This is a genomic window from Weizmannia sp. FSL W8-0676, assembly GCF_038593015.1.
Classification (GTDB): domain Bacteria; phylum Bacillota; class Bacilli; order Bacillales; family Bacillaceae_C; genus Weizmannia; species Weizmannia coagulans.
The window spans coordinates 1,162,458-1,187,806 of record NZ_CP151954.1 but is presented as its reverse complement, the minus strand read 5'-3'; the positions used below and the strand labels follow the sequence as shown (position 1 = coordinate 1,187,806).

Here is a 25,349-nt window from a genome sequence, read left to right as displayed (position 1 = left end):
AGGATCCCCTATTACTTTTAAGATTATAGCATAATTCAAGGTTTTTTTCTTAAATAATATGTCCCCGCAAGCAAAAATGTCGGAATTGCACTCATGCAGAGGACGAGCAGCCAGTCTTTCGGCAATATCGGTAGCGTATGGAAAACCGGCTGGAGGGCCGGAACATAAATCACGGCAAGCATAAGCAAAACCGATGACAAAACAGCAAGCACAAGATAGACATTTCCAAACGGGTTGCGCGCGAGCACCGAGCGTTCGCTGCGGCAATCAAACACATGGATCAGCTGGGCAAGGACAAGTGTTGCAAATGCAATCGTTTGTGCATAAGCAAGCCGGTCGGGGTGCTGGTAATATACGGTTACAAAAGCGGCAAGTGTCGCGGACCCGATCAGAAAACCGCGCGAAATCACTTTCCAGCCGAGCCCGCGCGCAAACACCCCTTCACGCGGATGGCGCGGATTCCGCTTCATCACATCTTCTTCCGGCTGGTCGAGGCCGAGCGCCATCGCCGGCAGCCCATCCGTCACGAGATTGACCCAAAGAATTTGGATGGGAACGACCGGAAGCGGCAGGGACAAAAGCATTGCAAACAGCATCACAAGGATTTCACCGACATTGGAGGCGAGCAGATAACGGATAAATTTCCGGATATTTTCATAAATATTGCGGCCTTCCTGGATCGCCGCTTTAATCGTCGCGAAATTATCATCGAGCAAAATGAGCGAGGAGGCTTCTTTTGCGACATCGGTTCCGGTAATGCCCATCGAGATGCCGATATCGGCTGTTTTAATGGCCGGTGCGTCATTGATGCCGTCCCCTGTCATGGCAACGACTGCCCCGCGGTTTTGGAAAGCTTTAACGATTTTCAGTTTATGGTCCGGCGATACGCGCGCAAACACGGAAACTTCGTCAATCACGTCTTCCAGCTCATCCACCGTCAGTTCGTTCAGCATCGCGCCGTCCACCACTTTTTCACGGCTTGTGCGCAAAATCCCGAGCTGCTTCGCAATTGCTTTTGCGGTCACAGCATGGTCGCCTGTAATCATCACCGTCCGGATGCCCGCTTCCTTACATTCTTTAATGGCTTGTCTGACTTCTGGCCGCGGCGGATCGATCATCCCCTGGACGCCGATAAAAATCAAATTTGTCTCCGCCTCTTGTTCACTTTTTGCCGTTTCTCCTGCTGCAAGCGGCTTGAACGCGATGGCGATCGTCCGGAGTGCCTGGGCAGCCAAAGATTCGACCGCTTTCTCTACTTTCCTTCGTGTTTCCAGATCAAACGATTGTTCCCTTCCGTTCCAGAGCACCGACCGGCTTACCCCGAGCAGCACATCCGGCGCGCCTTTTGTGATCACAAACCGTTTGCCGTGTTTGTCACGGATTACCATGCTCATCATTTTCCGCGTTGAATCAAACGGAAATTCCTGTTCAATTGTAAAATCTTTCAGCAGTAATTCCCTCGTTAAACCGGCCTTCAGGGCGGAAACGAGGAGCGCGCCTTCCGTCGGGTCGCCGTCTATCACATATTCTTTGTTTTTCACTTTCAATTCGGCATGGTTGCATAATAGCCCGAACGTCAAAAGCTGGTAGACGCTTTTTTCCTTTAAAGGGTGGATTTCCGTTCCATTGTCCGTAAAAATCCCTTTCGGCTCATAGCCCGTCCCGGACACTTTCCACGTCTTTCCGCCGCTCCATAAATGGGTGACTGTCATTTTGTTTTGCGTCATGGTGCCGGTTTTATCCGAGCAGATGACTGACGCACAGCCGAGCGTTTCCACCGCCGGCAGTTTCCGGACGATCGCGTTTTTCCGGATCATGCGCTGGACGCCGAGCGATAACGCAATTGTCACAATCGCCGGCAGGCCTTCCGGAATCGCCGCAACCGCGAGCGAAACTCCCGCCAGAAACATGGAATACAAGTCATGCCCGTGCCAGACGCCGACAAGGACGACAAGGAGGGTTAAAAGCAGCGCCACCACGATTAAAATTTTTCCCAGCTGCTCGAGCCTTCTTTGCAAAGGGGTCGCCATCGATTCGGCGTTTTGAATCATATCGGCAATTTCCCCCATTGCCGTCTGCATCCCGATCGCGGTGACGATGCCGATGCCGTTGCCGCGCGTTACCATCGTCCCCATAAACGCCATATTATGCAAATCGCCGAGGCCCGCATTTTCCACAGGAATCGGTTCCGTTGATTTCGGGGAAGGGATGGATTCTCCCGTCAGCGCCGACTCTTCAATTTCAAGATTATTAGCCTTTACAATCCGGACATCGGCGCCAACCCGGTCCCCGCTTTCAAATTTTAAAATATCGCCAAGCGTCACTTCTTTCGAAGGGATTTTTACCCATCGCCCGTTTCTTCGCACATTGACTTGCGGTGCGGAAAGTTCTTTTAATGCTTCAAGCGATTTCTCGGCCCGCCGCTCCTGAAAAAAGCCGAGAAACCCGTTAATCAATACAATGGCGATGATCGCGACCGCGTCGACATATTCGCCTAAAAATCCGGAAATCACGGTTGCGGCAAGCAGGACGAGCGTCATAAAATCTTTAAACTGGCTGAGAAAGAGCATAAGGGCAGATTCTTTTTCCGCCTCTTCCAGTTCATTAAAGCCGTACTGCCTGACTCTTTTTTCCGCTTCTTTTTCGGTGAGCCCTTTTTCCAGATCAGTTCCGAATTCCTGTTCTACTTCTTTTTCACTCATTTCGTGAAACATCATGAAAATACACTCTCCCCTGCTTCTGCCCATTATTGTCTTAATAGCAACATATTCAGCCCTGTCCAAAAAAATGATATAATTTAACATGCCAACGACCGGCGCAATGCTTAAAACATTGCGCGAAAGAATTGAGGAATGCGATATGTCATTTGACGGATTATTTACAAGAGCGATGGTAAAAGAACTTGTTGATACGATAAAGGGTGGGCGGATGAACAGAATCCACCAGCCGTACCAGAATGAACTGGTCCTGATCGTGCGTGCAAACGGGAAAAACCGGCGGCTGCTTTTGTCAGCACACCCGGCCTATGCGCGCATTCAGCTGACGGATGAACCGTTTGACAACCCGCAGGACCCGCCGATGTTTTGCATGCTTTTAAGGAAACATCTGGAAGGCTCCGTGATCGAGGATATCCGCCAGGCCGGCCTTGACCGCGTTGTTGTCTTTGACATCAAAAGCCGCAACGAAATCGGGGATATTTCCTATAAACAGCTGTACGTTGAAATCATGGGCCGCCACAGCAATATCATTTTGGTCGACAAAGAGCGGAACCTGATCATGGACAGCATCAAACACGTCCCGCCGGCTGTGAATACGTACCGGACGATTCTCCCCGGGCATGAATATGTCATGCCCCCTGAGCAGCACAAACGGAATCCGCTTGAAGCAACAAAAGAGGATGTCATCGCAGCGCTCGACTGGAACAGCGGGAAAATGGACAAGCAGATTGTCGCGCAATTCGCCGGGGTCTCCCCTCTTTTGGCAAAAGAGATCATGCACCGGGCGAAATTTTCGAATCCGGAAGCGGTGACGGACGCGTTCTTGTCCGTTATGGAGCCGATTAAAAAGTTTGACCTCCAGCCGGTGATGATCATGGGTGCACAAAAAGAATCATTTTACATGATCCCGCTTACGTCCCTTGAGGGCGAAACCAAAACTTTCCCGACTTTAAGCGCGCTGCTTGACCGTTTTTATGCCGGGAAAGCCGAACGTGACCGCGTCAAGCAAAAAGGCCATGATCTTGAGCGGTTTGTGAAAAATGAACTGGAGAAAAACGAAAGCAAAATCAAAAAGCTGGAAGCCACGCTTGAGGAGGCGCAAAATGCCGAACAGTTCCAGCTGTACGGCGAACTTTTGACAGCAAATTTGTATGCCGTGAAAAAAGGAATGGACAAAGTGAAAGTGCAAAACTATTACGATGAGAACGGGGCAATGGTTGAGATTCCGCTTGATCCACTGAAAACCCCTGCGGAAAATGCGCAAAGCTATTTTTCCCGCTACCAGAAAGCGAAGCATGCGCAAGTCGCAGTGCGTGAACAGATCAAAAAAGCCCGGGATGAAGTGCTGTATTTTGAAAACCTCCTCCAGCAGCTTGAAACAGCCTCACCGAAAGATATCGGGGAAATCCGCGAAGAGCTGGAAGAAGAAGGCTATTTGAAAAAACGGCACAGCCGCGCCCGGCGGAAAAATGCAAACAAAATCGCCCTCGAAAAATACGAGGCTTCGGACGGCACGGAAATTCTTGTCGGAAAGAACAACAAGCAAAACGATTATTTGACAAACCGGGTAGCCGCCCGCGATGAAATCTGGCTGCACACAAAAGACATTCCCGGGTCGCATGTTGTCATCCGCAGCAAAAACCCGGCGCCGGAGACGATTTTGGAAGCCGCATCACTCGCCGCCTATTTTAGCAAAGCGCGCCAGTCCGCTTCCGTCCCGGTCGATTATACGAAAGTGCGCTACGTGAAAAAACCGAACGGCGCAAAACCCGGATTTGTCATTTACGAGAACCAGCAAACCGTTTATGTCACACCGGATACCGACAAAGTGCTGGCCATGAAAAAAACGAAGGATGCATGAAAAACACGGAATATGTTGTAAACAGCGCAGGCCCAGGCATTGCGCTGTTTTTTTTGGTGAAAAAAATGTTTTCGGAAACGAATGATCTAAATAAATCCCAAAATATCGAAATGGCTGCCTTGATTTATTTTGTTAGATATTCTATCATTTTAGAAAACAATTTATATTTGGAGGTCTTCACATGGCAACTTTAGAAAAAATCAGCGCGTTTGCAGGGAAAACGTTCACCGTATGGGTGCTGATTTTTGCAGTCATCGCTTATTTTTTGCCCCAGCATTTTGCGTGGATCGGGAATTATATCGTACCGTTATTGGGCATTGTCATGTTTGGGATGGGGCTGACGCTTGAATTATCAGATTTTAAAGAAGTTTTCAAAAAGCCACTTGAGGTGGCGCTCGGCGTCATCGGCCATTTTGTCATCATGCCGCTTATTGCTTTTCTGCTTGCAGTCGGGCTCAACTTGCCGAAAGATATTGCCAACGGCGTCATTCTTGTCGGTTGCTGCCCGAGCGGAACGGCTTCGAACGTGATGGTGTTTCTCGCGCGCGGAAATGTGGCGCTTGCTGTTGCGATCGCCTCCGTGTCCACGATTCTTGCGCCGATTGTCACACCGCTGTTAATCCTGCTGTTTGCCAGCAAATGGGTGCATGTCAGTGTATGGTCTTTATTCCTTTCGGTTGTGCAAGTGATCATTGTGCCGCTTTTGCTCGGATTTATCGCGAAAAGGTTTTTCGGCAAACAGGCGCGCGCCGGCGCAAAAGCGATGCCGCTTGTCTCGGTTGTGGCGATCGTGCTGATTGTAGCGGGAGTGGTCGCCGGAAGCGCCGAAAAAATTGCACAAACGGCTTTACTCGTTTTTGCCGTCGTTATTTTGCATAACTTGCTCGGGTTTATCATCGGCTTTTTCTTCGCCCGTTTGTGCGGGATGGACCTTGCCAAGCAAAAAGCGGTTTCGATGGAAGTCGGCATGCAGAATTCCGGGCTCGGGGTAGCGCTTGCTACCGCGCATTTTTCCCCGCTTGCCGCCGTCCCGAGCGCGATTTTCAGCGTCTGGCATAATTTGTCTGGTTCGTTGCTCGCAAACATCTACAGCCGGATGAAAGATAAAAAGGCAGTAAAACCCGACGCGAACCCGGCCGCAAGCCAGCATGTGTGAGAAAAAGAGGGGCTGCCCTGCGTGCGCAGGCCGGCCCTTTTCTCTTATACGCCCCGTTTGTTCCCCCACACCAATGCATGCAATTGGGGAAGGACATAAGCATCATTCATTTCTTCTGCCTGCAAGGCCAGATTGATCAGCCATTCATATCTTCCGGTCAGCATTTTCGCTAATGCATCCCGGTCAGGCAAAGTAACATCCGGATTGCCGACTTGTAAATAGAAGGGAACAGGCGGATAGCGTTTATGGATCTTTTTGGCGTAATCAAAATCCTCCTCGTCGAAAACGACAATTTTTAAGCAAAAATGGCTTCCCGCCAGTGTTAACTGTTCAATCATCCTATCCAAAGTCTCAAGATCTGTGTGCATGCCGGAACTCGGCGGCTTTGGCGAAATGGTCACATCATTGACGTCCGGAAGCCAATTTTGCCATCGCGATCCCTGTGTCTCAACTGCTGTACGGATTTGATGGGATTTAAGCAAATCAACCAGTTCACCAAGGCCTTTCAACAAAAGTGGATTGCCTCCCGAAATCGTGACATGGCTAAAGTTTTCCCCTCCTGTTTCTTTCAGCTTCTGGAAGATCTCCTCCGCCGTCATCAGCACAATCCGTTCTTTTTCCTTCCCGTTCCAGGTAAAAGCAGAATCGCACCAGCTACAGGCATAGTCACACCCGGCCGTGCGGACAAACATGGTTTTCTTTCCGATGACCATTCCTTCCCCTTGTATCGTCGGGCCAAATATTTCAATCACCGGAATTTTACTTGCCATCTGTTTCTTCCTCCATCCATTCCCGTTTCATTGTTGCATAACTTTTTGGTGTTTCATAGAGTACCAGTTCTTCCAATCTCGCTCCCCGGTCTTTGTAATCTTTTTGCCGGTTGAGCCGGTTTTCAATCTCTTCCCACATCCAGACTACCATATTTTCCGCAGTGGTGTTCATGGGCGGAAGGACGTTGTTTAAATATTGGTGATCCAGTTTATCCTCAACCGCTTCCTGAAATATCTTTTTCAGATCGCCAAAGTCTATGCTGATACCAATTTCATTTAAGTACGCACTGCATGTTATTTTTACTTTGTATGTATGGCCGTGCAGGCTTTTGCATTTTCCTTCATACAAATGTAAATGATGGGCAGCATCGAAAGTAAATTCCTTTGTTACAGCTGTTCTCTTATGATGATACTTCAATTGCTCTTTCCGAATATCTTTTCCAAATATCTGGACCTTCTCCGGAATGTGATATTCACTCAACGTTAACATCCTCTCCTGATCATTGCTTATTTCTCTATTATAATGGTATTCTGGAAAACCAGAAAGATTTTGGAATTCACCTTTGTCTTTTTCTAAGCTCGGAAACCATAGACTAGTCTGCGCATTTTTTTGCCGGGTGTACTTCAGTGTTTCATACTTGGCGTCGTAGTGTCATAACGATAAGAATATTTTTATCAAAGCCCTCTGATTCCGGCTTTGTACGCAATTACGAATTGGTTCCCATACAAGTAAACCTTTATATGGTCTGATAGAAGAAAGCCACAGTTTAGTTTAAAAGCAATATCTTCATTAGCTGTTTCACAAGGTCTTTGATCGTTGGGATTCGTTCAACACTCCGAATAAAAACAGAGATCACCACGGCTGCATAGTTTAATTCTTCAGGGGCGCCAAGATTGGATTTCTTAGAGATGGCATGGCAGATTTTATCCAAATTTATATCTGAAAAAATGGCATCGTAACGATGGGTAGGCTCCATTTCATATAATTCCTGGATGCCAAAAAAACTTATTTGTCGTATAATGGTCAAAGGGAAGTCCCTCCTGTCTTTTTGGTTTTCTCGACAATTACCATTAAACAAGACTTGGGGAGGTACTTCCTTTTTTGTGTTCTGAAACCCTTGGAGCGCAGGGACTTTAAACTATAAAATTCATTCAATTTCGTATAGTATTAATGCACAGTAAAACCATTTATATCGAAGAAGGAGGATTTACAATTAAAGCATTTTTGATATTTTTAACCTCTATATCATTAACCTGGATTACGAGAGTAAAGCAGAAGCTTAAAATAAAAAGGTGCCCCGAATCTCTGGTATAATTGGGTTTGTATAGAACTACCAAACCAGAAAGGAGGGCACCTTTAAGGTGAATTATATCACTTCTGTCTCGAAAATCAAATATGCGTTTCGTTTAAAGAAGAGTACGAATTTTAGCGGGCTGCTCCCGATTTTGCAGTTTCTGGAAAGAATGAAGATTGAACAGACCTTCCGGGATTTTGACTGCTTGAAAAAATACAATGCCAAATATCCTTTAAGCAAAATCTTTATATACCTGGTGATTGGCTGGCTGTCCAATTGTTCCCGGCTATCTCATTTCCGGACTTTGCAGGATGATCCTTTAATCATGGCATTTATGGGCGGGAAATGCCCGCACTATACCCTTTTAAATAAAGACCTGCTAAGAATTGAAAAGTTGGAGGGCGCTGATCTTGAATTCAAAGAACGCATGATGGATTTGATTGAACCCTGGCTTGACAAGGAGCTCATTCTGGATTTTGATTCAACCGTGGAAACCGTCTATGGGGGCCAGGAAAAAGCAGGGGTCGGAGTAAATCCCTACAAGCCGGGAAGAAAAAGTTATCACCCTCTTCTTGTATTTGAAGGGAAATCCCGTCTTTGTTTAAACGCCAGGCTGAGGGAGGGAAATTCCCATTCTTCTCAAGGGGTACTCGGTTTTGCAGAAGAGACCTATCAGCTGCTTTCTCCCCATTACCCTATTCGTTATACCCGTTTTGACAAAGGATTTGGTGGAGAAGATTTCTACAGTTACTGGGAAAACGGTGGGATTGGCTATACCGGCAAACTGAGGTGGACTTCGAGACTTAAAAAAAGGGTTGAAAACGATGATTCACCGTGGATCCGCTATGTTGACGACGAATTGACCGTGATAGAGGGAAAAGCCGTTGATTACCAGGCAAGTTCCTGGAAGAAGCCAAGAAGAGTTGCGGTAATTCGTAAAGCTGACAAATATGAGGAAAGTCAGCTTCAAGCTTGTGATTTTTTATGGAAGTATGAAGCGATTGTGACGAACATGGACTGGGAACCCATTGATATTTGGAGATTCTATAACCAAAGGGCTTGCATGGAAAACTACATCAAAGAGTCAAAATATGGATTCTCGATGGGCAAGATTTCAACGCATTCATTTGACGCCAACCAAATGGATCTGCTGATTAAACTGCTGGCATACAATTTATTCGAGATCTTTAAAAAAGAACACTGTCCGCCAGCGTATCGCTCTTATACGATCAGGAGATTCCGGAGGGAATTCATCTACGCGGCTGGCGTGCTGGTCTATCACAGCCGAAGTGTCATTTTAAATATTTGTGAAACATACGCCCATAAAAAGGCATTCCGGCAAATGATTCAAAGTGTACGGCTGATTGACTGAGTGTGAAGGCTGAAACAGAATACTGGAAATTGAAACGCCCGCAAATGTGGGGAGGGGGCAACTGTGGCCTTAATAACCCAAAAATAGGCAGTTGTGATTCCATTTTTGATAATATTATCCATTTATTTTCCATATGATTCCAATTACCTGCATCAATCTAGTAAAGTTTTGCACTTTCTTAATTTGGGATTAATAATGCTAATGACAAATGGATGTACTACCTCTAAACTAAAGACGGGTAGTATTGGCAGTGGTCAATTAAAAACTGAAGGTTCTTTTCCTGAATTCACTTTAAAAGTAAAAATCATTAATCATGCAACAGATCAAAATAGGTTTTTGTTAGGTATAGATAGATATGGATTTGAAAACTCTAAAATCGCTGTCTTTCCATCAGCATCCACCCAAATTGTAGACGATAAGTTTAATATCCGGGTCAAAGATGGTATCAAATATACATTAAGCGTTTGGCCTACAAATATGACTCGTAAGGATTATAGAAAGAATTTGCAGAATAAAGATAAGCTGGCTGGAAAATCAAGTAACAATGCTCAAATAGAAAAAAGCATTACATTCGTTGCTTCAAAGAAAAAGCCCACTTTAACCATCATAATAAATAAGAGGGATCTAAATGAAGACAATCAAAAATAGGAATTTTATTAGATGCCATACAACGAGAAATCCTTTTAAGCACGAACAAAGACTGGCTGCGGAGAAAGTTAATAGTTAATATATGCAGGCAAACAACCATCCAATGGTGTAGCTGTTATGGCGGTAGGAACCTGGGCTGCGGTAAAGCGGAAAGCGAAAAAAATCTTTCTTAAAAAAACAATGCACAAGAAGCTTTTGCAACCTCTTGAGCATTGTTTTAGTCCTCTGTGCAACTGTTCAGTTTACTTGTCCGTCTTTACAAGATGTATGACGTCATCTGCGAGTTCACCGTCTTCATCTACATAGGATAGCGACATATGCGAACTGTCTTCCAGTTTCATTACAACGGTATATTCTTCATCTTGTTGGTCTTTTATTGGGGCACGCAAGTAGACAAGTTTTGTCCGAGTTGCGGTAAACCGGTGGAGCCCGGGCAAACACAGCCATCGCAGCACGCAACTGCATCGGTTACCAAACTTTTGCAGAAATTAAATAAAAAGGTTGCCTTAATTGTAGCAGCAACTGTGGTCTTGATGCATGGATCACAGTTGTATCAAGAAACGTAATCTCTGCGTCCTCTTGTTTGACTAATAGCCCAATTTCCGTACAGCCCAAAATAATGCATTCCACCCCTAATTTTGCGGGCTTTAAATCACTTTTTTCGTCTTCTGCAATTCACCAACACAGAGCGCTTCATAAATGATTCGGTTGACTTCCGCACGGTCCAGTTTATCCGGCAACAAGATTTGAATGTCATTCGCTTCTATTCTCGATGTGTAAAAAATTTCGTCCATGGGATACTTTGTGCCAAGCAGACCCACCTTGCTCATTTTGGACTGTTTGTTTCCTTCGCAGTTTCTTTAGCGTAAGCCTTAAACCGTCGTTTTTAAAGACTCTATATCTAATTTTACTTTTTCCACATTTTTACTTTCAAAATAGTATACAACTGTTAAAAGTAGGACAACGCTTATTCCCATAATCCCAAACAAAGCGCCGGAATGATTATTTCCTATCCATTCAAGGGGAATAGCAAGAATTAAAGGAGTGGCCGCTTTAGTAATTTGTAATACAAGAGTTGACCGACCAGTCCAAACGACGGTTTCTTCTTTTATAAAAATGTGATCAAACATAATTTGTCTTTGAAATATTCGAGAACGATTAAATACAAACCCAAGACATAATGCACACAGGATAGATATAAACCATGAGTTAACAAAACCAAGAGACAAGTCAATAAGAGCAAGTAATAAGAATATATAAGTAGGAATATACTTTTCGTATTTTCCAATTAAAGTGGCAAGCAACGCTCCTACCCCCGCTGCCGAACTTACCATACCATATTCCGAGGGATCCCACTTATGAACATCGTGATAAATAATTGGAATAAGAAAGTTAAATGAGGCTAACTGGACAGTGAGTATCCCTATCGCAACGATCGTCAATGTTAATACTAGAGTATTACTTTTTAAATTAGTTATTGGCGTTCTCTCAATATGTAATTGTTGTTTTTCACCATTGTCATTCTGATTGTTCTCTAATCTCTTTGTAAAGAAAGAAACAAATATACCGATGCCAAGAGAAAAAATTAATGCACAAAGAATATAAGTAAATCCACCCATATTTAGCAAAAACCCTGCAATAGCGTTCCCTCCAAAAGCACCAAATTGGATTGAAGTTTGAAGTAAATTGGATGCTTTTTTAGATGTTATTTTTCCTTTTAAAACTAATTGAGACATGAATGTTTCTAGGCTCTGAGTAGATAAAAATAGTATGACGGAAAAAATGCCAGCAAATATATATAGACTGTTAACGCCAATATGTTTAGCGTTAAACAGACTATACAAAGCTACAATAATACCGATCCCCCTACATATGCTAAAAATTAGAAGTGGAGAGTTCTCTATTAACTTTCTCAATTTCGAGAAATATTTTTGTAGAATAAACGGTAATATACTCATTAGAGCTAAAATAATACCAAGTTGGGTTACAGATCCTCCTCTGTCTAATATTGTCCAAGTAAGAGTAACGGTCAGCATTCCTTCTCCACTTAAAGTAAGGGCTAAAACAATGATAAACGGAATATTTTTAATATACAAATGTCTCACCTTCCTCCTTTTCAGCTACCACCTCTAAATCAAGTTCTTTTTCCATATTTTTGGCTATTTCAATCACTTTCAATCTATCCTCTGGAGAGCTGTACTTATATCTCACTGAGAGTAAACCTGTAATATCAAATCCATTCGGAGCACAAGAAATGGTTTGACCGACTGAGGCTGTTGGATAATAAGCCCGAAAATAGGGAGAGTCTCCAGCTTTCCCAACATTGTTCTTTTTAACAAGCCCATTTTTATAAATAAATTTAATACAGGTACTAGCTTTCGGAGAGTTTAAGCGTCTACTGAATAGATGAATACCTTGATTATCATCGAATATACTTGAAATATGTGATCCAACTAAATCAATGTTGTATACATCTCTGATATTCCGATATACATGGCCCCCACTAATTCTTACGCTAAATTCTACTATTTTAAAACGACCCTCATTGTCTTTTCTCAATTCTACATTTAATAAAGTTTCCCTTAGGTTCAGAAATTTTGTTATCCTTTTTAGAATAGTAACAATTTCCTTTTCGCTTTCAGCGGTCCCCGCAAAAGGAAGTGTATATTCGTCTTCTTCGAAATATGGACCTTCCATTCTCTTTTTATTGTGTATACCTCCCAAATGGAATTCTCCATTTATCACGACTCCGTCAACTGTGACTTCATCTCCCGATAAAAATTCCTCAATTAAAGCGAGTGACTCTGAATTTTTGTTATAATAAAAGCCTCTTTTAGTTTGCCTAAGATTTTCTAGATCTTTAAAAGCCTCTTTTAATTGTTGTTCACTTTTTATTAAGAGCCTTTGCCAAAATGCTGTATCTCCTGAAGCAGTAGGCAGTCAGACAATTAAAGATCGTGGATTTATTCCACTATAGAAAAAGGTATTTGCACGAATATTATGACAAGTATAAAAGAAAAAATGGTGAGTTTTAATTTCAGTGGATAAATTCGCTTATTATCAATATCTGAATTTTTCCATTTCAGTCGGTTTTAGACGAGTTTTAATAGATTAGGCTACTCATTCCCCTGGTAAATATTGTAAAATGGAAAAACATAATTATTTTTGAAAAAAAAGTGCCATGAAAGTCACTCCTTTGGTAAGATATAAGTACTACCCAATATCCAGTATCCAAGGAGTGATTTCATGACTACTTCTATTCTAACACAAACCAGAGATTTATCAATACAACAAAATTTGATTCCCCACAATTGGCAAGACTATGCCGATATACCATTTGTCATTCCAGCCATGTGTTTCCCATGGGAGATTTTTAAGCCGATTGAACGAGAATACTACACCCTTTTATATTTGCACCTAAAAAATGAAAGAGCACATGATCCTTCTAATGAAATACAACCGGCACTATTTTCAATAACGGAGGAAGAAGACAAGTCTGCGTCTTCATTATTTCGTCCCTCTCCCGCAGGGAGAAAACCGCATCCTTTCATGCCCTTTTTTCGTGCTTTTGAACTGGCCTCTTTACAGTATATTGAAGTGATGGTGGAGAGTGTCTATTTGCAAGTGAAATCAAACCCGCTATTTGCCACCATGTGTGGATTTACGGAGAAAATTCCGAGCTACCGTTCCTTTGCTCGTTTTGATCAAATCATGACAACAAATGGTCTTTGGGAAAAAGCCCGGCTATTGGTTGTTGAATATAATAAAGGGGAAGGCGTGGTTGAAACGAATGAGGAAGCAGCCGCCGTGGATACATCGCATATAGAGGCAGAAGCAACCTTGAATAAAACAAGGAAGACGTGTTCTTGTGAGGGTGATTGCGATTGCCCCAAAGTCCTTACGGACGACAATGTAGGGGTAATGCGTAAAAGTAATGCAGTTTCCTATATTGCGCATAAATTATCAATGGTATGCGGGGTGAAATCCGGCTTGCCTTTGACGCGGGAAGTATTCAAAGGAAATACACCTGATGGGAAAACATTAGAAACGACATTGGAGACGTTTAAGGCGGAGCACCCCGAGATGGCTGAGCAGTTGGACTTTATCTTGGCAGATGGAATCTACCAAACGCCGGAAAATCAAAAAGTGACAAAGGACGTATTACAGGCGAAATTGGTGGCACCCATCAACCCACGGAACCGTAAAGATAAACCAACTTCCGCCCGGGGAATTGAAAAAATCAATCGGTACGGCACCCCCATCTGTATCAGTGAACATAAAATGGACCTTAGAGGATCTGATCGGGAAAAGGGGCAATATATTTACACTTGTCCTGTATTTCATCCAAATGCTAGGCAAGAAGGACTCACCTGCCCGCTGTCGAATCACGTGGAATGTTGTAATGGGGCAGCACAAGGAAGAGTATTTCGGCTGGACTTTGATCAAGCGCCTCAAGTAGACGTCGAGTTGCCCCAACATGGGCGGAAATTTAAAGTGTTATATAGTGCCAGAACGATCATCGAACGAATCTTTGGCATTCTAAAAGACGGATATAGTCTCCGTCGTGTTCACAAGCGTGGAAAACAGGCAGTTGAAGCGCATGTGGATCGTTGCATGATATCTATGCATATCATGGCAAATATGGCGTATCATCAGACAGGAAAGGCCAATTGTGGATGGACACGCCATCGACTGAATTAAGTTATTCACAGGTGGATATGTGAATAAGTCAAATGCAGCGTCTCCTTTCCACAAAGGGTAGTGAAAAAAACCCATTTTGTGAAGGCAGGATACGTATGCCCTTTTTTGGAGAAAAATAGCCATTTTATTTTTATTAAATTTAAAAATCTGGAAGAAAAGGCAAAAAACGAGATAATTAATTTTCCAGAGCCTCGCTCAAGGGTATATTTTTTATTTTGGCAGAGGCTCTAAAGAAACGTTTGAACTAGATGCTGCCAAAGTAGGCTTTAATATAAATGGAAATTTAATTTTTTTTGATACTAATATAGCATCCTCTAAGGTATCCACTTTATAATAATACGGTGTTGGTAGATTGTACTTTGACATGAATGCCCTTTGCTTTGATTTGTCTCTGCAGATTTTAGCGGCATCAGCAGGGATAAATTGATTTCCAAAACGTTCATTGAGTTGTGCAGTAAGAACAATATCCGTTTCTTGAAATGTGACAAATTTGCTTACACCATATTGTTTTGCAACTTTATATATTTCTTCTAATAAAACTTCTTGATCCTCTTCTTCGATGAGATGCACATATTGAAATCTGGGGTCATCTAAAGCATTGTGAATAGAAGTCCATATGTGAATTTCTTCTACCAAACGTCCTAATGTTTCAATGTGATCTTCTTGGATCTTATATCCCTTACGCATAATCAAACCTATTTTTCGTCCGTTCATGCTTCAATTCCTACTTTCTCATTGTTTGGAGTAACGTACTCTAATGCAATAATATATAAGCAACCATTTGAACCTGCAATTGAGGAATGTTTCGTATTAGCAGGTAAGAGTATTCTGTCTCTTGGCTCACAATGTAGCTCTTTTTCACCTACACGGAAGATTATATCTCCCTTTATGATTAATAAAGTTTCATTTGTTGGATGAGTATGTGTCTTGTGCTCTCTATAAGGAGTGTCTCTTTGTACCTCTACTGAGCCAGTTTCAGGTAGGAGTTCGAATACAGCAGCTTCTAAATCAACTTTATTTCCTTTTAAATATTTTACTTGTTCCAATGTTACTCTCTCCTCTTTTTGTAAATGATGGAATGGGCATTTATCAATATTTTGAACATCATTGCTTTCCGGAATAAAATATTGCAACCATTCTTTGTTGTTTTTATTTCCATATGTTCCTAAGCATGGATATTCAGGTATGCTATCATACTTACTTATAAGTTCTCTTACAATTTTCTTATACTTCTCTCCTTTTGGAGTTAATAAACCCATCTTGTCAAAAACCCATCTTGGTTGAAAAGTAATCATAAAAGTACCAGCATGGCGGCTTTTTCTTAATGAGTGTGCCGGAGTATTGCATACAACAAAAATTGGTTCCCCACCAAATGAAAATTCCCAATGTGCATCATTTGTATTTTGGGGAATATTATCTGGCCAATGTTGTGGATCAATTTTATGTAGAGTATTTAGTATATTCCAAAATATCGCTTCGTATTCTTCAATACTTTTATCCGTATCAATGTTAAAGAACGATACGAATGACGTATAATTTCCTAATTTCTTTGCTATTCTTAGATAATTTAATAAAGAACCACCTAAAAGTTTGATTGATTCAGTATCAACATCCGGAAAGAAATCAAACTTTAATTCGTTTCTTTGAAATCCACTCGCTCCAAATACACACGGGAACTTAGGATCCTTACTTGTCAGGTCCCTGGAAAAATCATAAAAGACCTTTCTCCTCCAATCTTTTTCGCTTAATTCCATAATTTCGCTTTTTTCAAACATATCTACCCCTCCAGTTAAAGTTTTTTATGCTAATAACGTTATTAGACTTTGAAGAAACATCTTTAGAATCCTAAAAAATACTATGTTAATATATCATATTAAATTAATTAACATATCGTGTTTCTCTATATATAATTATAAATAAAACATCTAAACTTTGGTATTTCATCTGTAACCTCTTTACAAATGATAGTTAGCATTTAGCATAAAGTTAATAGGGGATTCTTTTCATTTGAAAATTGATGGAATTGACAAAGAAATATTAAATGTACTAAGCTATTTACATAGGATAGTTAACATTTAGCACAAAACGGATAGGAGGTTCTTTCCATTTGAAAATTGATGATACTGATAGAGAAATATTAAATATACTAAAGAACGATTCTAGACTGTCTATGCGAGAAATCTCAAAACGTATTCACCTTTCTGCACCGTCTGTAGCTGAGCGAGTAAAGAAATTAGAATCTTTCGGTATTATTAAAAATTATACTATTGAATTAGATTATAAGAAATTAGGATATGAAATTGAATGTTTTGTAGAAGTAACTTTAAGGTATGGGGATTACAAAAAATTTAAAGAGTTCATCTCTGATTATCCTACGGCAGAATTCTGCTATCGAATTGCAGGAAGTGCTTGTTACATAGTAAAACTGCGATTAAAACATTTGTCTGATGCAGAGGAGTTTATTAATGCAGTAACAACTTATGCTGGAACAGTTACGCATATTGTGCTTTCCGAACTTGAAACTAACGGAGATTTTTTAAATGCTGGCAATAAAGGCTGAAGGGAAAAATCTCACGTCAATGCAGGAGACGGCCCAATATTGCTGTCGTGAGTGCGATCGCCGAGCATCTTTCCCCATTCTCCTGGGCCTTTGGCTGTAAACCAGAATCATTTACTGTTCAATCACAGGGTTTGGGAAAACAGGTCCGTACAAAGATTTGCCTGGCTATGACTTTATCATCCAAGCGATGTACAGGCTGATGAGCATCACCGGGGATAAATTAACTGATTCGAGTGAACATAAAACAAATGATTTAGGAGGCTGAGCCCATGAATTTTGACCTGACAGAAAAACAAGAATTATTGAGAAATGCCTTACATCGGTGAGTGGGACAAAAATTATTAAATCATTCGCGCTGTAGGCTTTCATGCATACCCCCTCTCAAAACCCCACTATCCACTCTTATGTGTTTAAACTCATTTTCTTCCTGTTGAAACTATAAAAAAAGAAACCTGTCAGACATAGATTCTGCTGTAACAGGTTTCTTTTTTACATTGGACACATTTACTGCATCAATATGATACAGATAATGCACCCATTGAGGTCGGGAACTAACTTATTTTAAGTTTCCCGGTATGGATTTCATAATTCTGCCGGATGCAGTATTTTCAACAGGAGATTTTGCAGGACGAATCACTTTCATTCTTTCTCACCACCTTTCACCGCTTCAGATGAGACGGAACTTGCCGGAACACTGTATGATGTTTCTTGTAAACTATCCTTCCAAATCAGAGATAATACTTTTCTAATATTTTTCTTTTCGTATGGACAAGGTTTTTCTCCGGTTAACATCCGGTAGTACGGGCAGTGGTTTCCCTGGCATGCCGGCCGGAAAAAGCATGACTGGCAGCCGGAGTCGGTTTCTTCTCCTGATGTTACCCATGTGGCAAGTTTGTCAAAATCAATTGCTAAGCTGCCATCTTCATGAAGTTTGCCCACTTTATTGATCTCCTCATCAAGGCAGGTCGTACATTTATATAATTGTCCGTCAGCACCGATCACAAATGAATTTGGTTTGGCTGCATAGCAGACGGAAGCAGTTGGCATCATGGATCCTGATATAAGGGAACTCATGCCAAGCCCTCCATCGACAGCTTCTTCGGTAAATTCCCAAATCTTTTGATTGGAAATAATGTGGTTGCAAATCGGAAGTTCATCATCATGTTCCCCTCCCCATCTGCCCACCGGATGGAAAAAGAGGCCAAAGCGCTTATCATGTGCAAAGTAAGCTTTTAAGCAGGCAATCAGATTGCTGACTTCCTTTATATTTTCCTGGTCGAAATTCACGCGGATCGTGAAATCAAAATCCGCACTACATTCTTTTACCGCCCTCAGGTTTTCGATAATTTGATCAAAAGTACCGCCGCCGCCAGCCAGATGCCGGGTCCGGTCATGCATTTCACCAACACCGTCAATGGTCACCATGAACTGCCGGACATTCCAGGAAAGCAATTTTTCAAATGCTTCTTTTGTTAAAAAATAGCCATTCGTGACAACATCGGCAGAATACTGAATCTGGTTTTCCTGCGCAATGGATAAAAACGTATGGGACAAGTCCTCAATTAAAGGCATTTGCAACAGCGGTTCACCGCCGAACCAGCTGACATGCAAGTTTGACAATGTGCCGGCCCTGTCTTTTACGAGTGCTTTTACGCCATTAACAATCCCGGGTTTCATTTTCCCGCGCTCAAATTTTTCATAACAGTATGTACAACGGAAATTGCAGGCTTCCGTTACCAACAGAATCAGGTGCATCATATCTGTTCGGTGCATGGATTCATGCAGGAACAATGCCCTCCGTTTTTGATCCACATGGCCGGGAACGATAAAACCATGATCATATAAAGACTTTTTAACATCCGAATCCAATTCCGTAATCCCGGCCCTTTTCAGACAAGCCATGACTTCGGGCTTTTCGTCTTCTGAAAAACTGATAATAGCTCCTGTATAACTATTGTATAAAATCATACCATGATCATCCGTACGGGATAATACGTTAAATCTTGATGGAACATAATGTGTGTCCAAAATGTGATGAACCTTCTTTCTATATGAATACTCCCCGCTTACCAACATATACCAAGGCTAATGGTATTTCTTTTTTAAAAAAATAGCAATATCCTTTCTGCTCTCCTTTTCTACAATTTAATGAAAAAACAATCTCCATTTATCAAAACGATCTCGATATGAAAATGTCAAGCGGTTCCGCCTTGCGCAATCAGAAGCCTGTTCTTACAGATTGAATGTTTGAAAGGCATTCAACCTTTCCGTTATCCGGCATATATTATGAACGACTAATAATGGGGAGGGCCTTCATTGTCAGAATATCGAGCGTCATTAAAACAGTGGAGTGAAGAGATCGAAAAGACTTTTCATAAATCCGAAGATGTATTGCGGGAAAACATCCAGAAAGAAAGGTTGGATGAATGGCAGGAAAATCTCCGTGAATTCCAAAAACTTCTTTCAACCAAAGAACCTTTGCAGTATGCAGATATTTACAACCGGGCGAACAAATTGTATACGCAATTCAATTCTTTTTTGGGAAAAAGCAGTGCTGCTAAGTCGGATGGAAATGGCGGTGCAGCGGCCCTGCAGGATGTGGTACCAATTGGCGGGCACACCCTTCCGCCGCTTCCGTACGCTTATGATGCATTGGAACCCTATATCGCGCGTGAAATAATGAGGCTGCATCATGATAAACATCATCAAAGCTATGTGGATGGTTTAAACAGAGCAGAAAAAGAAATGCAAAAAGCCCGGGCAACCAATAACTACGGGCTCCTTAAGCATTGGGAAAGAGAAGCTGCCTTCCATGGTGCCGGCCATTATTTGCACACCCTTTTTTGGAATATAATGAGCCCCGATGGCGGAGGGGAGCCGAAGGGAGATTTAGAGAGAACAATCCGGCAAACGTTTGGTGGCTTTGCTCATTTTAAAAAACATTTTTCAGAGGCAGCAAATCAGGTGGAAGGTGTCGGATGGGCCATATTGGTCTGGTCCCCACGTGCAAGGCGGCTTGAAATTCTGCAGGCTGAAAAACATCAAAATCTCAGCCAATGGGATGTCATACCGCTACTTGTTCTGGATGTGTGGGAACACGCCTACTACCTCCAATACAAAAACGAAAGAAAGAAATATATCGAAAACTGGTGGCATGTTGTCAATTGGCAAGAGGTGGAGAATCGTTTCAAAGAAGCAGTGAAATTAAAGTGGCAGCCTTTTTAAATTAAATGGATGGCGTTTCGGTCTTTTTTTACGGAGATTCAACATTTAATTACCCATTATCTTCGAAAAAATGATTTCCTGCTTATGTTTAGCAGCGCTTTGATTCCATAAGGGTGGGGAATTTTTATGGTAAATGTAGACAAACGCTCTATAGTATTGGAACTTCAGTTAGAGAACAAAAAAATGGTAAGACATGACCGCAATTCACGTCTTACCGCAATTTTTTTGCCATCAAAAAAGAAAATATTTGAACTTCTTTCACAATCAAAATCGTATTTTAGTAAGCCGCTTTAAAGATATCAATTATATCTTGCGTATTTCCTTGAATTGGGTTGCTAAACGCATTCCCATCTTCAAGGGCCAATTTTGCCATTAATTTGAAGTCTTTCTCCTTTACTCCTAATTCCCGCAGATTAGAAGGAATATGAATGTCTTCAGATAATTTTCTAATTGCATCAATGGCTTTATCTGCGGCGTCACGAATGGAAATCCCTTCTATATTTTCACCCATAAATTTAGCGATATCAGCAAATTTGCGGGGATTAGAGATAATATTAAACTTTTCAACATGCGGTAACAATACTGCATTTGCAACGCCATGCGGAATATCATATAAACCGCCTAATTGATGGGCCATCGCGTGTATGTAACCTAAACCTGCGTTATTAAATGCCATTCCAGCCAACAGAGAAGCACTTGCCATATTCTCACGTGCTTCAATATTTTTACCGTAAGCGACTGCTTGGCGCAAATTTTCCGATATCAATTGAATCGCTTGAATGGCTTGAGCATCTGTTACTGGATTTGCACCAAGTGATACATAGGCTTCAACCGCATGAGTTAGGGCATCCATTCCTGTTGCTGCAGTTAAGGCTGCTGGTTTTCCTACCATTAATTCCGGATCATTAATAGATACTAACGGCGTGTTCCTCCAGCTAACAATAACAAATTTAATCTTTTTCTCCGTATTCGTCAGCACACAGTGGCGTGTTACTTCACTTGCTGTTCCTGCGGTTGTGTTTACAGCAATAATAGGAGGCAGAGGTTGTGTTAATTTTTCAATTCCGGCATAGTTCTCATATAAATCTCCTTCGTGAGTGGCAGCAATACCAATTCCCTTCCCGCAGTCATGTGCACTGCCGCCCCCAACGGTTAAAATGAGGTTGCAATGATTTTCCTGATATACCTTTAGTCCATCTGCTACATTCGTATCTTTTGGATTGGGTTCAACTCCATCATAAATCACATAATCAATCATCGCTTCCTTTAATGTTGCGATGACTTTTTCTACCGGCCCGCCATCTAATTTGTTCAAAAATCGATCCGTTACAATGAAAGCTTTTTTGGCTCCAAGAATTTTACAACGTTCCCCGGTTACTTTTACGGCACCGCGACCAAAATAGTTAACATTCGGCATAAAAAAAATCGTACATGTCATAACCTCCAGTTTGGTTTATCCCACTTCTTATCGGACAATAAGGCTTCCACCTAAAGATTAAAGGTATGAAAAAATAGGTGGGAGATCAACTGCCTGTAAAGTCCGATTGGTTCAACTAACGATCAGTGGGGGAAGTTTCACTTTATTCATGTCTCCCAAGGAAAGGGTGTTCAAAATGGCTGTCCTGTCCCTTCGCTATTTCACTTTTAGCGGATCCAGCTGTGCAAGAACAGCCTCCACATCCGCATCAGCTTGGATCAGCGCGGCGGCAGTATAAGCACTTTCTACGAAGGCGGTATCCATGAGCCGGATATTTTTGTCCGACGTTTCTATAGCCATTTCCAAGTTCATTTTCGCGCTGCCGAGGTCGTAAAACCCGAATAGATCATCGGCTTCGTTTTCCGCAATCGCTGCCGAGATTTTTTCAAAGCTGGTGCCCACTTTACCCTCATCTGTACCGCCCGCATACGTAATCGAAACATCCTTGGCTGCTTCGCCCAGTAAACGGGCAACCCCTGCTGCCAATTCCGGAATATGGGAAACGACAACAATGCCACAAGCTTTTTTACGCATGAAGTACCCCGCCTTTCAGGAGTGCTTCAAATAAATAACCGCTCGATACAGCGCCCGGATCCAGGTGTCCGACAGACCGTTCGCCAAGATAAGAAGCCCGGCCCTTTGTCGCTTTCATGTCTTTGGTGCGGGCGACGGCGCTTTGGATTACTTCTTTTGACAAGTTCCCTGAGTCGAGTGCTTCACAGACCGGGATCCAGACATCAACCATTGTCTTTTCGCCCTGCTCTGCCTTCCCGCGTTTTTGGATGCCGGCAAGGCCTGCTTTTACGATACCCGCTACATCTGTTTCCGTTTCACCGGCTTGTTTGGCCATCGCGATCAACGCCGATCCGTAAAGTGGTCCGGATGCGCCGCCAATTTTGCTCAACAGCGCCATCGCAGCTGTTTTGAATACATCCTGGACGGTTTTAAAACCGCCCTCCTCCAGTTTTTCCGCCATCGCTTTCGTGCCGCGTGCCATATTACTCCCATGGTCACCGTCCCCGATTGCGGAATCCAAATCGCTCAAATATGCTTTTTGTTCTTCCACTTGGGCCGCAAAGGTTTTCAGCCAATCAACGGCAGTATCTACTGTTAACATCCCGGTAACTCCTCCTTTTTACACCCATGCCGGCGTTTCTACAGGCTGTTTTAAATCGTCCGCCCAAGACGCGTCTTCCAATCTTAAAAGGGTCAGCGAGAGGCCTGCCATATCAATGGACGTCATCAAATTCCCGGCTTTTTTAAAATCGACAACCAGCCCCTCTTTTTCCAGTATGGCCTGCACATCATGGATAAAAATATATTGTTCCATCAGCGGCGTTGCACCCAGCCCGTTGACAAGGCAAGCGAAATGGTCGCCTTTTTGCCAATCAAATGCTTTTTTCAGCTGGGTAACCAGTTCATGTGCAATTTCTTTTGACGGCTTGATTTTTTCGCGCCGGTAACCCGGTTCGCCGTGGATCCCGACACCGTACTCCATTTCATCTGCCCCCAATTCAAAACCCGGTTTGCCGACTTCCGGGACAGTTGCCGGAGAAATCGCGACACCGATCGTTTTAATAGCTGGCACTAAGCGGTCTGCCAATGTTTTGATATTTTCCAGAGAATAGCCGGATGCAGCCGCGGCCCCGAGAATTTTATGGACTAGCACAGTTCCTGCAACTCCGCGTTTTCCTGCTGTATAGGTGCTGTCTTCCACGGCAATATCATCATCAACAATCACTTTTTTGACTTTGATGTCCTCCATTTCAGCCAGTTCCTCGGCCATCTCAAAATTCATCACATCACCCGTATAATTCTTTACAATTAAAAATACGCCGGCACCCTGGTCCGCTTTTTTTATCGCTTCAAAAATCTGATCCGGCGTTGGCGAAGTAAACACTTCCCCGCAGACAGCCGCACTCAGCATGCCTTTTCCTACAAAACCGGCATGGCTCGGTTCATGGCCGCTGCCTCCGCCACTCACCAGCCCGACCTTACCTTCATCTTTATACTTGCGGTAGATGACGCCGGTTCCTTCTATTCGTCCGACCTTGTCTTCATTTGCATACACAAAGCCTTGCAGCATTTCATCAAGCACATTTTTCGGGTCATTCAAAATTTTTTTCATGGCTGCTCCCCCGTCTCTTTATATGTAAAATGGAACATTTTAAGCACAGGCGGGCATGCATGCTTCAGGCATGCATGCTTATATTGCCTGGCTGATATTTTTAAAGTTTTTCCTTATTGATCACGCTTTCTGCAATTTTTCAGCTTTATAATCGCTTCCGATTTTGTCAGCCGCAATGATTGCTGCTGCTACTGACTCTGGTGTAACAGGAAATGGCATAGAATAGATGGATTCTTCCGGGATACAAGTTTTATTGGCAACCTCCATTAACTCTTCTTGCGTAATATGGTCTACTCCAATATCAGCAAGACAAACCGGCAACCCTACTGCCAAACAGAAATTTAATACTTCTTCAATTTCCTGTTTTGGTGCGTCCTCCAGTACTAACTGTGCCAATGTACCGAAAGCTACTTTTTCACCATGATAATACGCATGCGCTCCTTCTAAAATTGTTAGACCATCATGAATCGCATGTGCGCCTGCCAATCCGCCACTTTCAAAACCTAATCCTGATAATAAAATATTGGTTTCAATTATATTTTCCAAGGCTGGCGTTACGGTATTACAATCGCTCGCAGCTTTCGCTTTCAGCCCATCTTCTAACAATGTCTGATAACAATGTGTGGCTAACGCCAATGCTGCATTTGTTCCTTTTGCTGGCGGACATAAGCCTTCCCTGACGCCACAAGGTAAACCTGCATTCACATTAGAAAAAGAGCGTGCTGTTGCTCTTGCTTCAAAATAAGTGGACAACGCATCCCCCATTCCGGAAACCAGGAATCTGGTTGGCGCATGGGCAATTACCGTCGTATCAATTAAGATGACACTCGGGCTTTGTTTAAAATATGCGTAATCATCAAAAACCCCCTCCGGTGTATACATAACTGCAGAATGGCTGGTTGGCGCATCTGTAGCTGCAATCGTCGGCACAATGATTAATGCATCTCCCTCTGCCACACATTTTGATGTGTCAAGCGCCTTCCCGCCGCCTAAACCGATTGTACAGTCACATTTGTTTTCTTTCGCCACTTCTTTTAATCTGGCAATTTCTTGTCGCGAACATTCGCCATTGAATCCGCTTTCTATAAATGTAATGCCAAATTTTTCTGCCGTTGCATCCAATTTTTCCCTTACCCGTTTTGCATCATCTGGATGTGCGATTAATAATGCTGAGGTACCGTATGTTTTCACAAAATAACCTAAGTTTAAAATTTCATCTTCGCCTTGGACATATTTGGTAGGACTAATAAATGCTTTTCTCATGGATATTCCCTCCAAATCAAATTTTGTAATCCCTTACACAAATTAAGCTTACCATCCTTCCCCCGGGAAAACATTGGACTTAAATAACGACTTTTTACAATTATTCATAGTATTATTTTGCTTTTTCTATTAAAGTGGTATTATTTTGATATAAAGACTGGTTAAATATCATTTCA

General features: G+C 42.5%; 22 protein-coding genes and 2 pseudogenes. 8 read left to right on the top strand and 16 right to left on the bottom strand.

What is annotated here, in order from left to right:
* Positions 1 to 35: 35 nt before the first annotated feature.
* A complete protein-coding gene (locus NST20_RS05715; RefSeq protein ID WP_019721994.1) occupies positions 36 to 2,717 on the bottom strand; it encodes a cation-translocating P-type ATPase in 2,682 nt (893 codons plus the stop codon).
* 142 nt (positions 2,718 to 2,859) lie between these two features.
* On the opposite strand from NST20_RS05715, the gene NST20_RS05710 reads away from it, so the two are divergent.
* Both NST20_RS05710 and NST20_RS05705 read left to right on the top strand, forming a co-directional pair.
* Positions 2,860 to 4,578 (top strand): NFACT RNA binding domain-containing protein, encoded by a 1,719-nt coding sequence (locus NST20_RS05710; RefSeq protein ID WP_029142530.1) that lies wholly within the window; start codon positions 2,860 to 2,862, stop codon positions 4,576 to 4,578.
* Between the two features lie 181 nt (positions 4,579 to 4,759).
* Positions 4,760 to 5,734 carry a bile acid:sodium symporter family protein gene (locus tag NST20_RS05705; protein WP_342400246.1) on the top strand — a complete coding sequence of 325 codons (975 nt, stop codon included), beginning with the start codon at positions 4,760 to 4,762 and terminating at the stop codon, positions 5,732 to 5,734.
* 44 nt (positions 5,735 to 5,778) lie between these two features.
* Here the strand turns inward: NST20_RS05705 and queE are convergent, their stop codons facing one another.
* From queE to NST20_RS05690, 3 genes and pseudogenes are all read right to left on the bottom strand, one after another.
* Entirely contained in the window at positions 5,779 to 6,504 is a 726-nt protein-coding gene (gene queE / locus NST20_RS05700; RefSeq protein WP_342400245.1) for a 7-carboxy-7-deazaguanine synthase QueE, read from the bottom strand.
* Positions 6,494 to 6,985, bottom strand: coding sequence for a 6-carboxytetrahydropterin synthase QueD (gene queD / locus NST20_RS05695; RefSeq protein WP_340702526.1), 492 nt, complete (start codon positions 6,983 to 6,985; stop codon positions 6,494 to 6,496). Before queD ends, queE begins: the two co-directional genes overlap by 11 nt.
* Positions 6,986 to 7,242: 257 nt before the next feature.
* A pseudogene (locus NST20_RS05690) lies at positions 7,243 to 7,532 on the bottom strand (IS5/IS1182 family transposase); the annotation flags it as partial.
* Between the two features lie 334 nt (positions 7,533 to 7,866).
* Here NST20_RS05690 and NST20_RS05685 point away from each other — a divergent pair.
* Positions 7,867 to 9,171, top strand: coding sequence for an IS1380 family transposase (locus NST20_RS05685; protein ID WP_342399525.1), 1,305 nt, complete (start codon positions 7,867 to 7,869; stop codon positions 9,169 to 9,171).
* Positions 9,172 to 9,372: 201 nt separating this feature from the next.
* A complete protein-coding gene (locus NST20_RS05680) occupies positions 9,373 to 9,819 on the top strand; it encodes a hypothetical protein (RefSeq protein ID WP_342400244.1) in 447 nt (148 codons plus the stop codon).
* Between the two features lie 242 nt (positions 9,820 to 10,061).
* On the opposite strand, the gene NST20_RS05675 is transcribed toward NST20_RS05680, so the two are convergent.
* The 4 genes from NST20_RS05675 to NST20_RS05660 form a co-directional block, all read right to left on the bottom strand.
* Entirely contained in the window at positions 10,062 to 10,274 is a 213-nt protein-coding gene (locus NST20_RS05675; RefSeq protein ID WP_340702524.1) for a hypothetical protein, read from the bottom strand.
* Between the two features lie 192 nt (positions 10,275 to 10,466).
* Complete coding sequence (locus tag NST20_RS05670; protein ID WP_207368482.1) at positions 10,467 to 10,649, bottom strand: aspartate/glutamate racemase family protein; 183 nt, start codon at positions 10,647 to 10,649, stop codon at positions 10,467 to 10,469.
* A gap of 42 nt (positions 10,650 to 10,691) precedes the next feature.
* A complete protein-coding gene (locus tag NST20_RS05665; protein ID WP_237342293.1) occupies positions 10,692 to 11,915 on the bottom strand; it encodes an MFS transporter in 1,224 nt (407 codons plus the stop codon).
* A complete protein-coding gene (locus tag NST20_RS05660) occupies positions 11,905 to 12,714 on the bottom strand; it encodes an ATP-grasp domain-containing protein (protein WP_342400409.1) in 810 nt (269 codons plus the stop codon). Before NST20_RS05660 ends, NST20_RS05665 begins: the two co-directional genes overlap by 11 nt.
* 351 nt (positions 12,715 to 13,065) lie before the next feature.
* Between NST20_RS05660 and NST20_RS05655 the strand changes: the two genes are divergently transcribed.
* Complete coding sequence (locus NST20_RS05655; RefSeq protein ID WP_342399540.1) at positions 13,066 to 14,520, top strand: transposase; 1,455 nt, start codon at positions 13,066 to 13,068, stop codon at positions 14,518 to 14,520.
* Between the two features lie 210 nt (positions 14,521 to 14,730).
* Here NST20_RS05655 and NST20_RS05650 read toward each other — a convergent pair whose 3' ends face one another.
* Both NST20_RS05650 and NST20_RS05645 read right to left on the bottom strand, forming a co-directional pair.
* Positions 14,731 to 15,234: a hypothetical protein gene (locus NST20_RS05650; RefSeq protein WP_342400243.1), complete on the bottom strand. Its 504-nt coding sequence runs from the start codon at positions 15,232 to 15,234 to the stop codon at positions 14,731 to 14,733.
* Complete coding sequence (locus tag NST20_RS05645) at positions 15,231 to 16,295, bottom strand: YqcI/YcgG family protein (RefSeq protein ID WP_342400242.1); 1,065 nt, start codon at positions 16,293 to 16,295, stop codon at positions 15,231 to 15,233. Before NST20_RS05645 ends, NST20_RS05650 begins: the two co-directional genes overlap by 4 nt.
* 332 nt (positions 16,296 to 16,627) lie before the next feature.
* Between NST20_RS05645 and NST20_RS05640 the strand changes: the two genes are divergently transcribed.
* Together NST20_RS05640 and NST20_RS05635 are read left to right on the top strand one after the other, a co-directional pair.
* Complete coding sequence (locus NST20_RS05640; protein ID WP_026684344.1) at positions 16,628 to 17,080, top strand: Lrp/AsnC family transcriptional regulator; 453 nt, start codon at positions 16,628 to 16,630, stop codon at positions 17,078 to 17,080.
* 103 nt (positions 17,081 to 17,183) lie between these two features.
* A pseudogene (locus tag NST20_RS05635) lies at positions 17,184 to 17,297 on the top strand (CoA transferase); the annotation flags it as partial.
* Positions 17,298 to 17,719: 422 nt separating this feature from the next.
* Here the strand turns inward: NST20_RS05635 and NST20_RS05630 are convergent.
* Positions 17,720 to 19,048 carry a radical SAM protein gene (locus tag NST20_RS05630; protein ID WP_342400241.1) on the bottom strand — a complete coding sequence of 443 codons (1,329 nt, stop codon included), beginning with the start codon at positions 19,046 to 19,048 and terminating at the stop codon, positions 17,720 to 17,722.
* Between the two features lie 348 nt (positions 19,049 to 19,396).
* Between NST20_RS05630 and NST20_RS05625 the strand changes: the two genes are divergently transcribed.
* Entirely contained in the window at positions 19,397 to 20,305 is a 909-nt protein-coding gene (locus NST20_RS05625) for a superoxide dismutase (RefSeq protein ID WP_342400240.1), read from the top strand.
* Positions 20,306 to 20,582: 277 nt separating this feature from the next.
* On the opposite strand, the gene NST20_RS05620 is transcribed toward NST20_RS05625, so the two are convergent.
* From NST20_RS05620 to NST20_RS05600, 5 genes are all read right to left on the bottom strand, one after another.
* On the bottom strand, positions 20,583 to 21,743 hold the full coding sequence (locus tag NST20_RS05620; RefSeq protein WP_342400239.1) for an iron-containing alcohol dehydrogenase: 1,161 nt from the start codon (positions 21,741 to 21,743) through the stop codon (positions 20,583 to 20,585).
* Between the two features lie 195 nt (positions 21,744 to 21,938).
* The gene (gene dhaM / locus NST20_RS05615; RefSeq protein ID WP_110133937.1) at positions 21,939 to 22,316 is read right to left on the bottom strand and encodes a dihydroxyacetone kinase phosphoryl donor subunit DhaM; all 378 of its coding nucleotides are present in this window, start codon (positions 22,314 to 22,316) and stop codon (positions 21,939 to 21,941) included.
* Entirely contained in the window at positions 22,309 to 22,899 is a 591-nt protein-coding gene (gene dhaL / locus NST20_RS05610; protein WP_110133936.1) for a dihydroxyacetone kinase subunit DhaL, read from the bottom strand. The genes dhaM and dhaL overlap by 8 nt, the downstream gene beginning before the upstream one ends.
* A gap of 18 nt (positions 22,900 to 22,917) precedes the next feature.
* Positions 22,918 to 23,910 carry a dihydroxyacetone kinase subunit DhaK gene (gene dhaK, locus NST20_RS05605; protein WP_026684550.1) on the bottom strand — a complete coding sequence of 331 codons (993 nt, stop codon included), beginning with the start codon at positions 23,908 to 23,910 and terminating at the stop codon, positions 22,918 to 22,920.
* A gap of 120 nt (positions 23,911 to 24,030) precedes the next feature.
* Positions 24,031 to 25,173, bottom strand: a complete 1,143-nt coding sequence (locus NST20_RS05600; RefSeq protein ID WP_342400238.1) for a glycerol dehydrogenase — start codon at positions 25,171 to 25,173, stop codon at positions 24,031 to 24,033.
* Positions 25,174 to 25,349 lie beyond the last annotated feature (176 nt).

Coding starts and splice junctions, on each gene's coding strand:
- NST20_RS05600 (WP_342400238.1), bottom strand. CDS start 25,173: ATGAGAAAAGCATTTATTAGTCCTACCAAATATGTCCAAGGCGAAGAT.
- NST20_RS05710 (WP_029142530.1), top strand. CDS start 2,860: ATGTCATTTGACGGATTATTTACAAGAGCGATGGTAAAAGAACTTGTT.
- NST20_RS05680 (WP_342400244.1), top strand. CDS start 9,373: ATGACAAATGGATGTACTACCTCTAAACTAAAGACGGGTAGTATTGGC.
- dhaL (WP_110133936.1), bottom strand. CDS start 22,899: ATGTTAACAGTAGATACTGCCGTTGATTGGCTGAAAACCTTTGCGGCC.
- NST20_RS05670 (WP_207368482.1), bottom strand. CDS start 10,649: ATGAGCAAGGTGGGTCTGCTTGGCACAAAGTATCCCATGGACGAAATT.
- NST20_RS05645 (WP_342400242.1), bottom strand. CDS start 16,295: ATGTTTGAAAAAAGCGAAATTATGGAATTAAGCGAAAAAGATTGGAGG.
- NST20_RS05620 (WP_342400239.1), bottom strand. CDS start 21,743: ATGACATGTACGATTTTTTTTATGCCGAATGTTAACTATTTTGGTCGC.
- NST20_RS05630 (WP_342400241.1), bottom strand. CDS start 19,048: ATGATTTTATACAATAGTTATACAGGAGCTATTATCAGTTTTTCAGAA.
- NST20_RS05715 (WP_019721994.1), bottom strand. CDS start 2,717: ATGATGTTTCACGAAATGAGTGAAAAAGAAGTAGAACAGGAATTCGGA.
- queE (WP_342400245.1), bottom strand. CDS start 6,504: ATGGCAAGTAAAATTCCGGTGATTGAAATATTTGGCCCGACGATACAA.
- NST20_RS05650 (WP_342400243.1), bottom strand. CDS start 15,234: ATGAACGGACGAAAAATAGGTTTGATTATGCGTAAGGGATATAAGATC.
- NST20_RS05655 (WP_342399540.1), top strand. CDS start 13,066: ATGACTACTTCTATTCTAACACAAACCAGAGATTTATCAATACAACAA.
- dhaK (WP_026684550.1), bottom strand. CDS start 23,910: ATGAAAAAAATTTTGAATGACCCGAAAAATGTGCTTGATGAAATGCTG.
- NST20_RS05705 (WP_342400246.1), top strand. CDS start 4,760: ATGGCAACTTTAGAAAAAATCAGCGCGTTTGCAGGGAAAACGTTCACC.
- dhaM (WP_110133937.1), bottom strand. CDS start 22,316: ATGCGTAAAAAAGCTTGTGGCATTGTTGTCGTTTCCCATATTCCGGAA.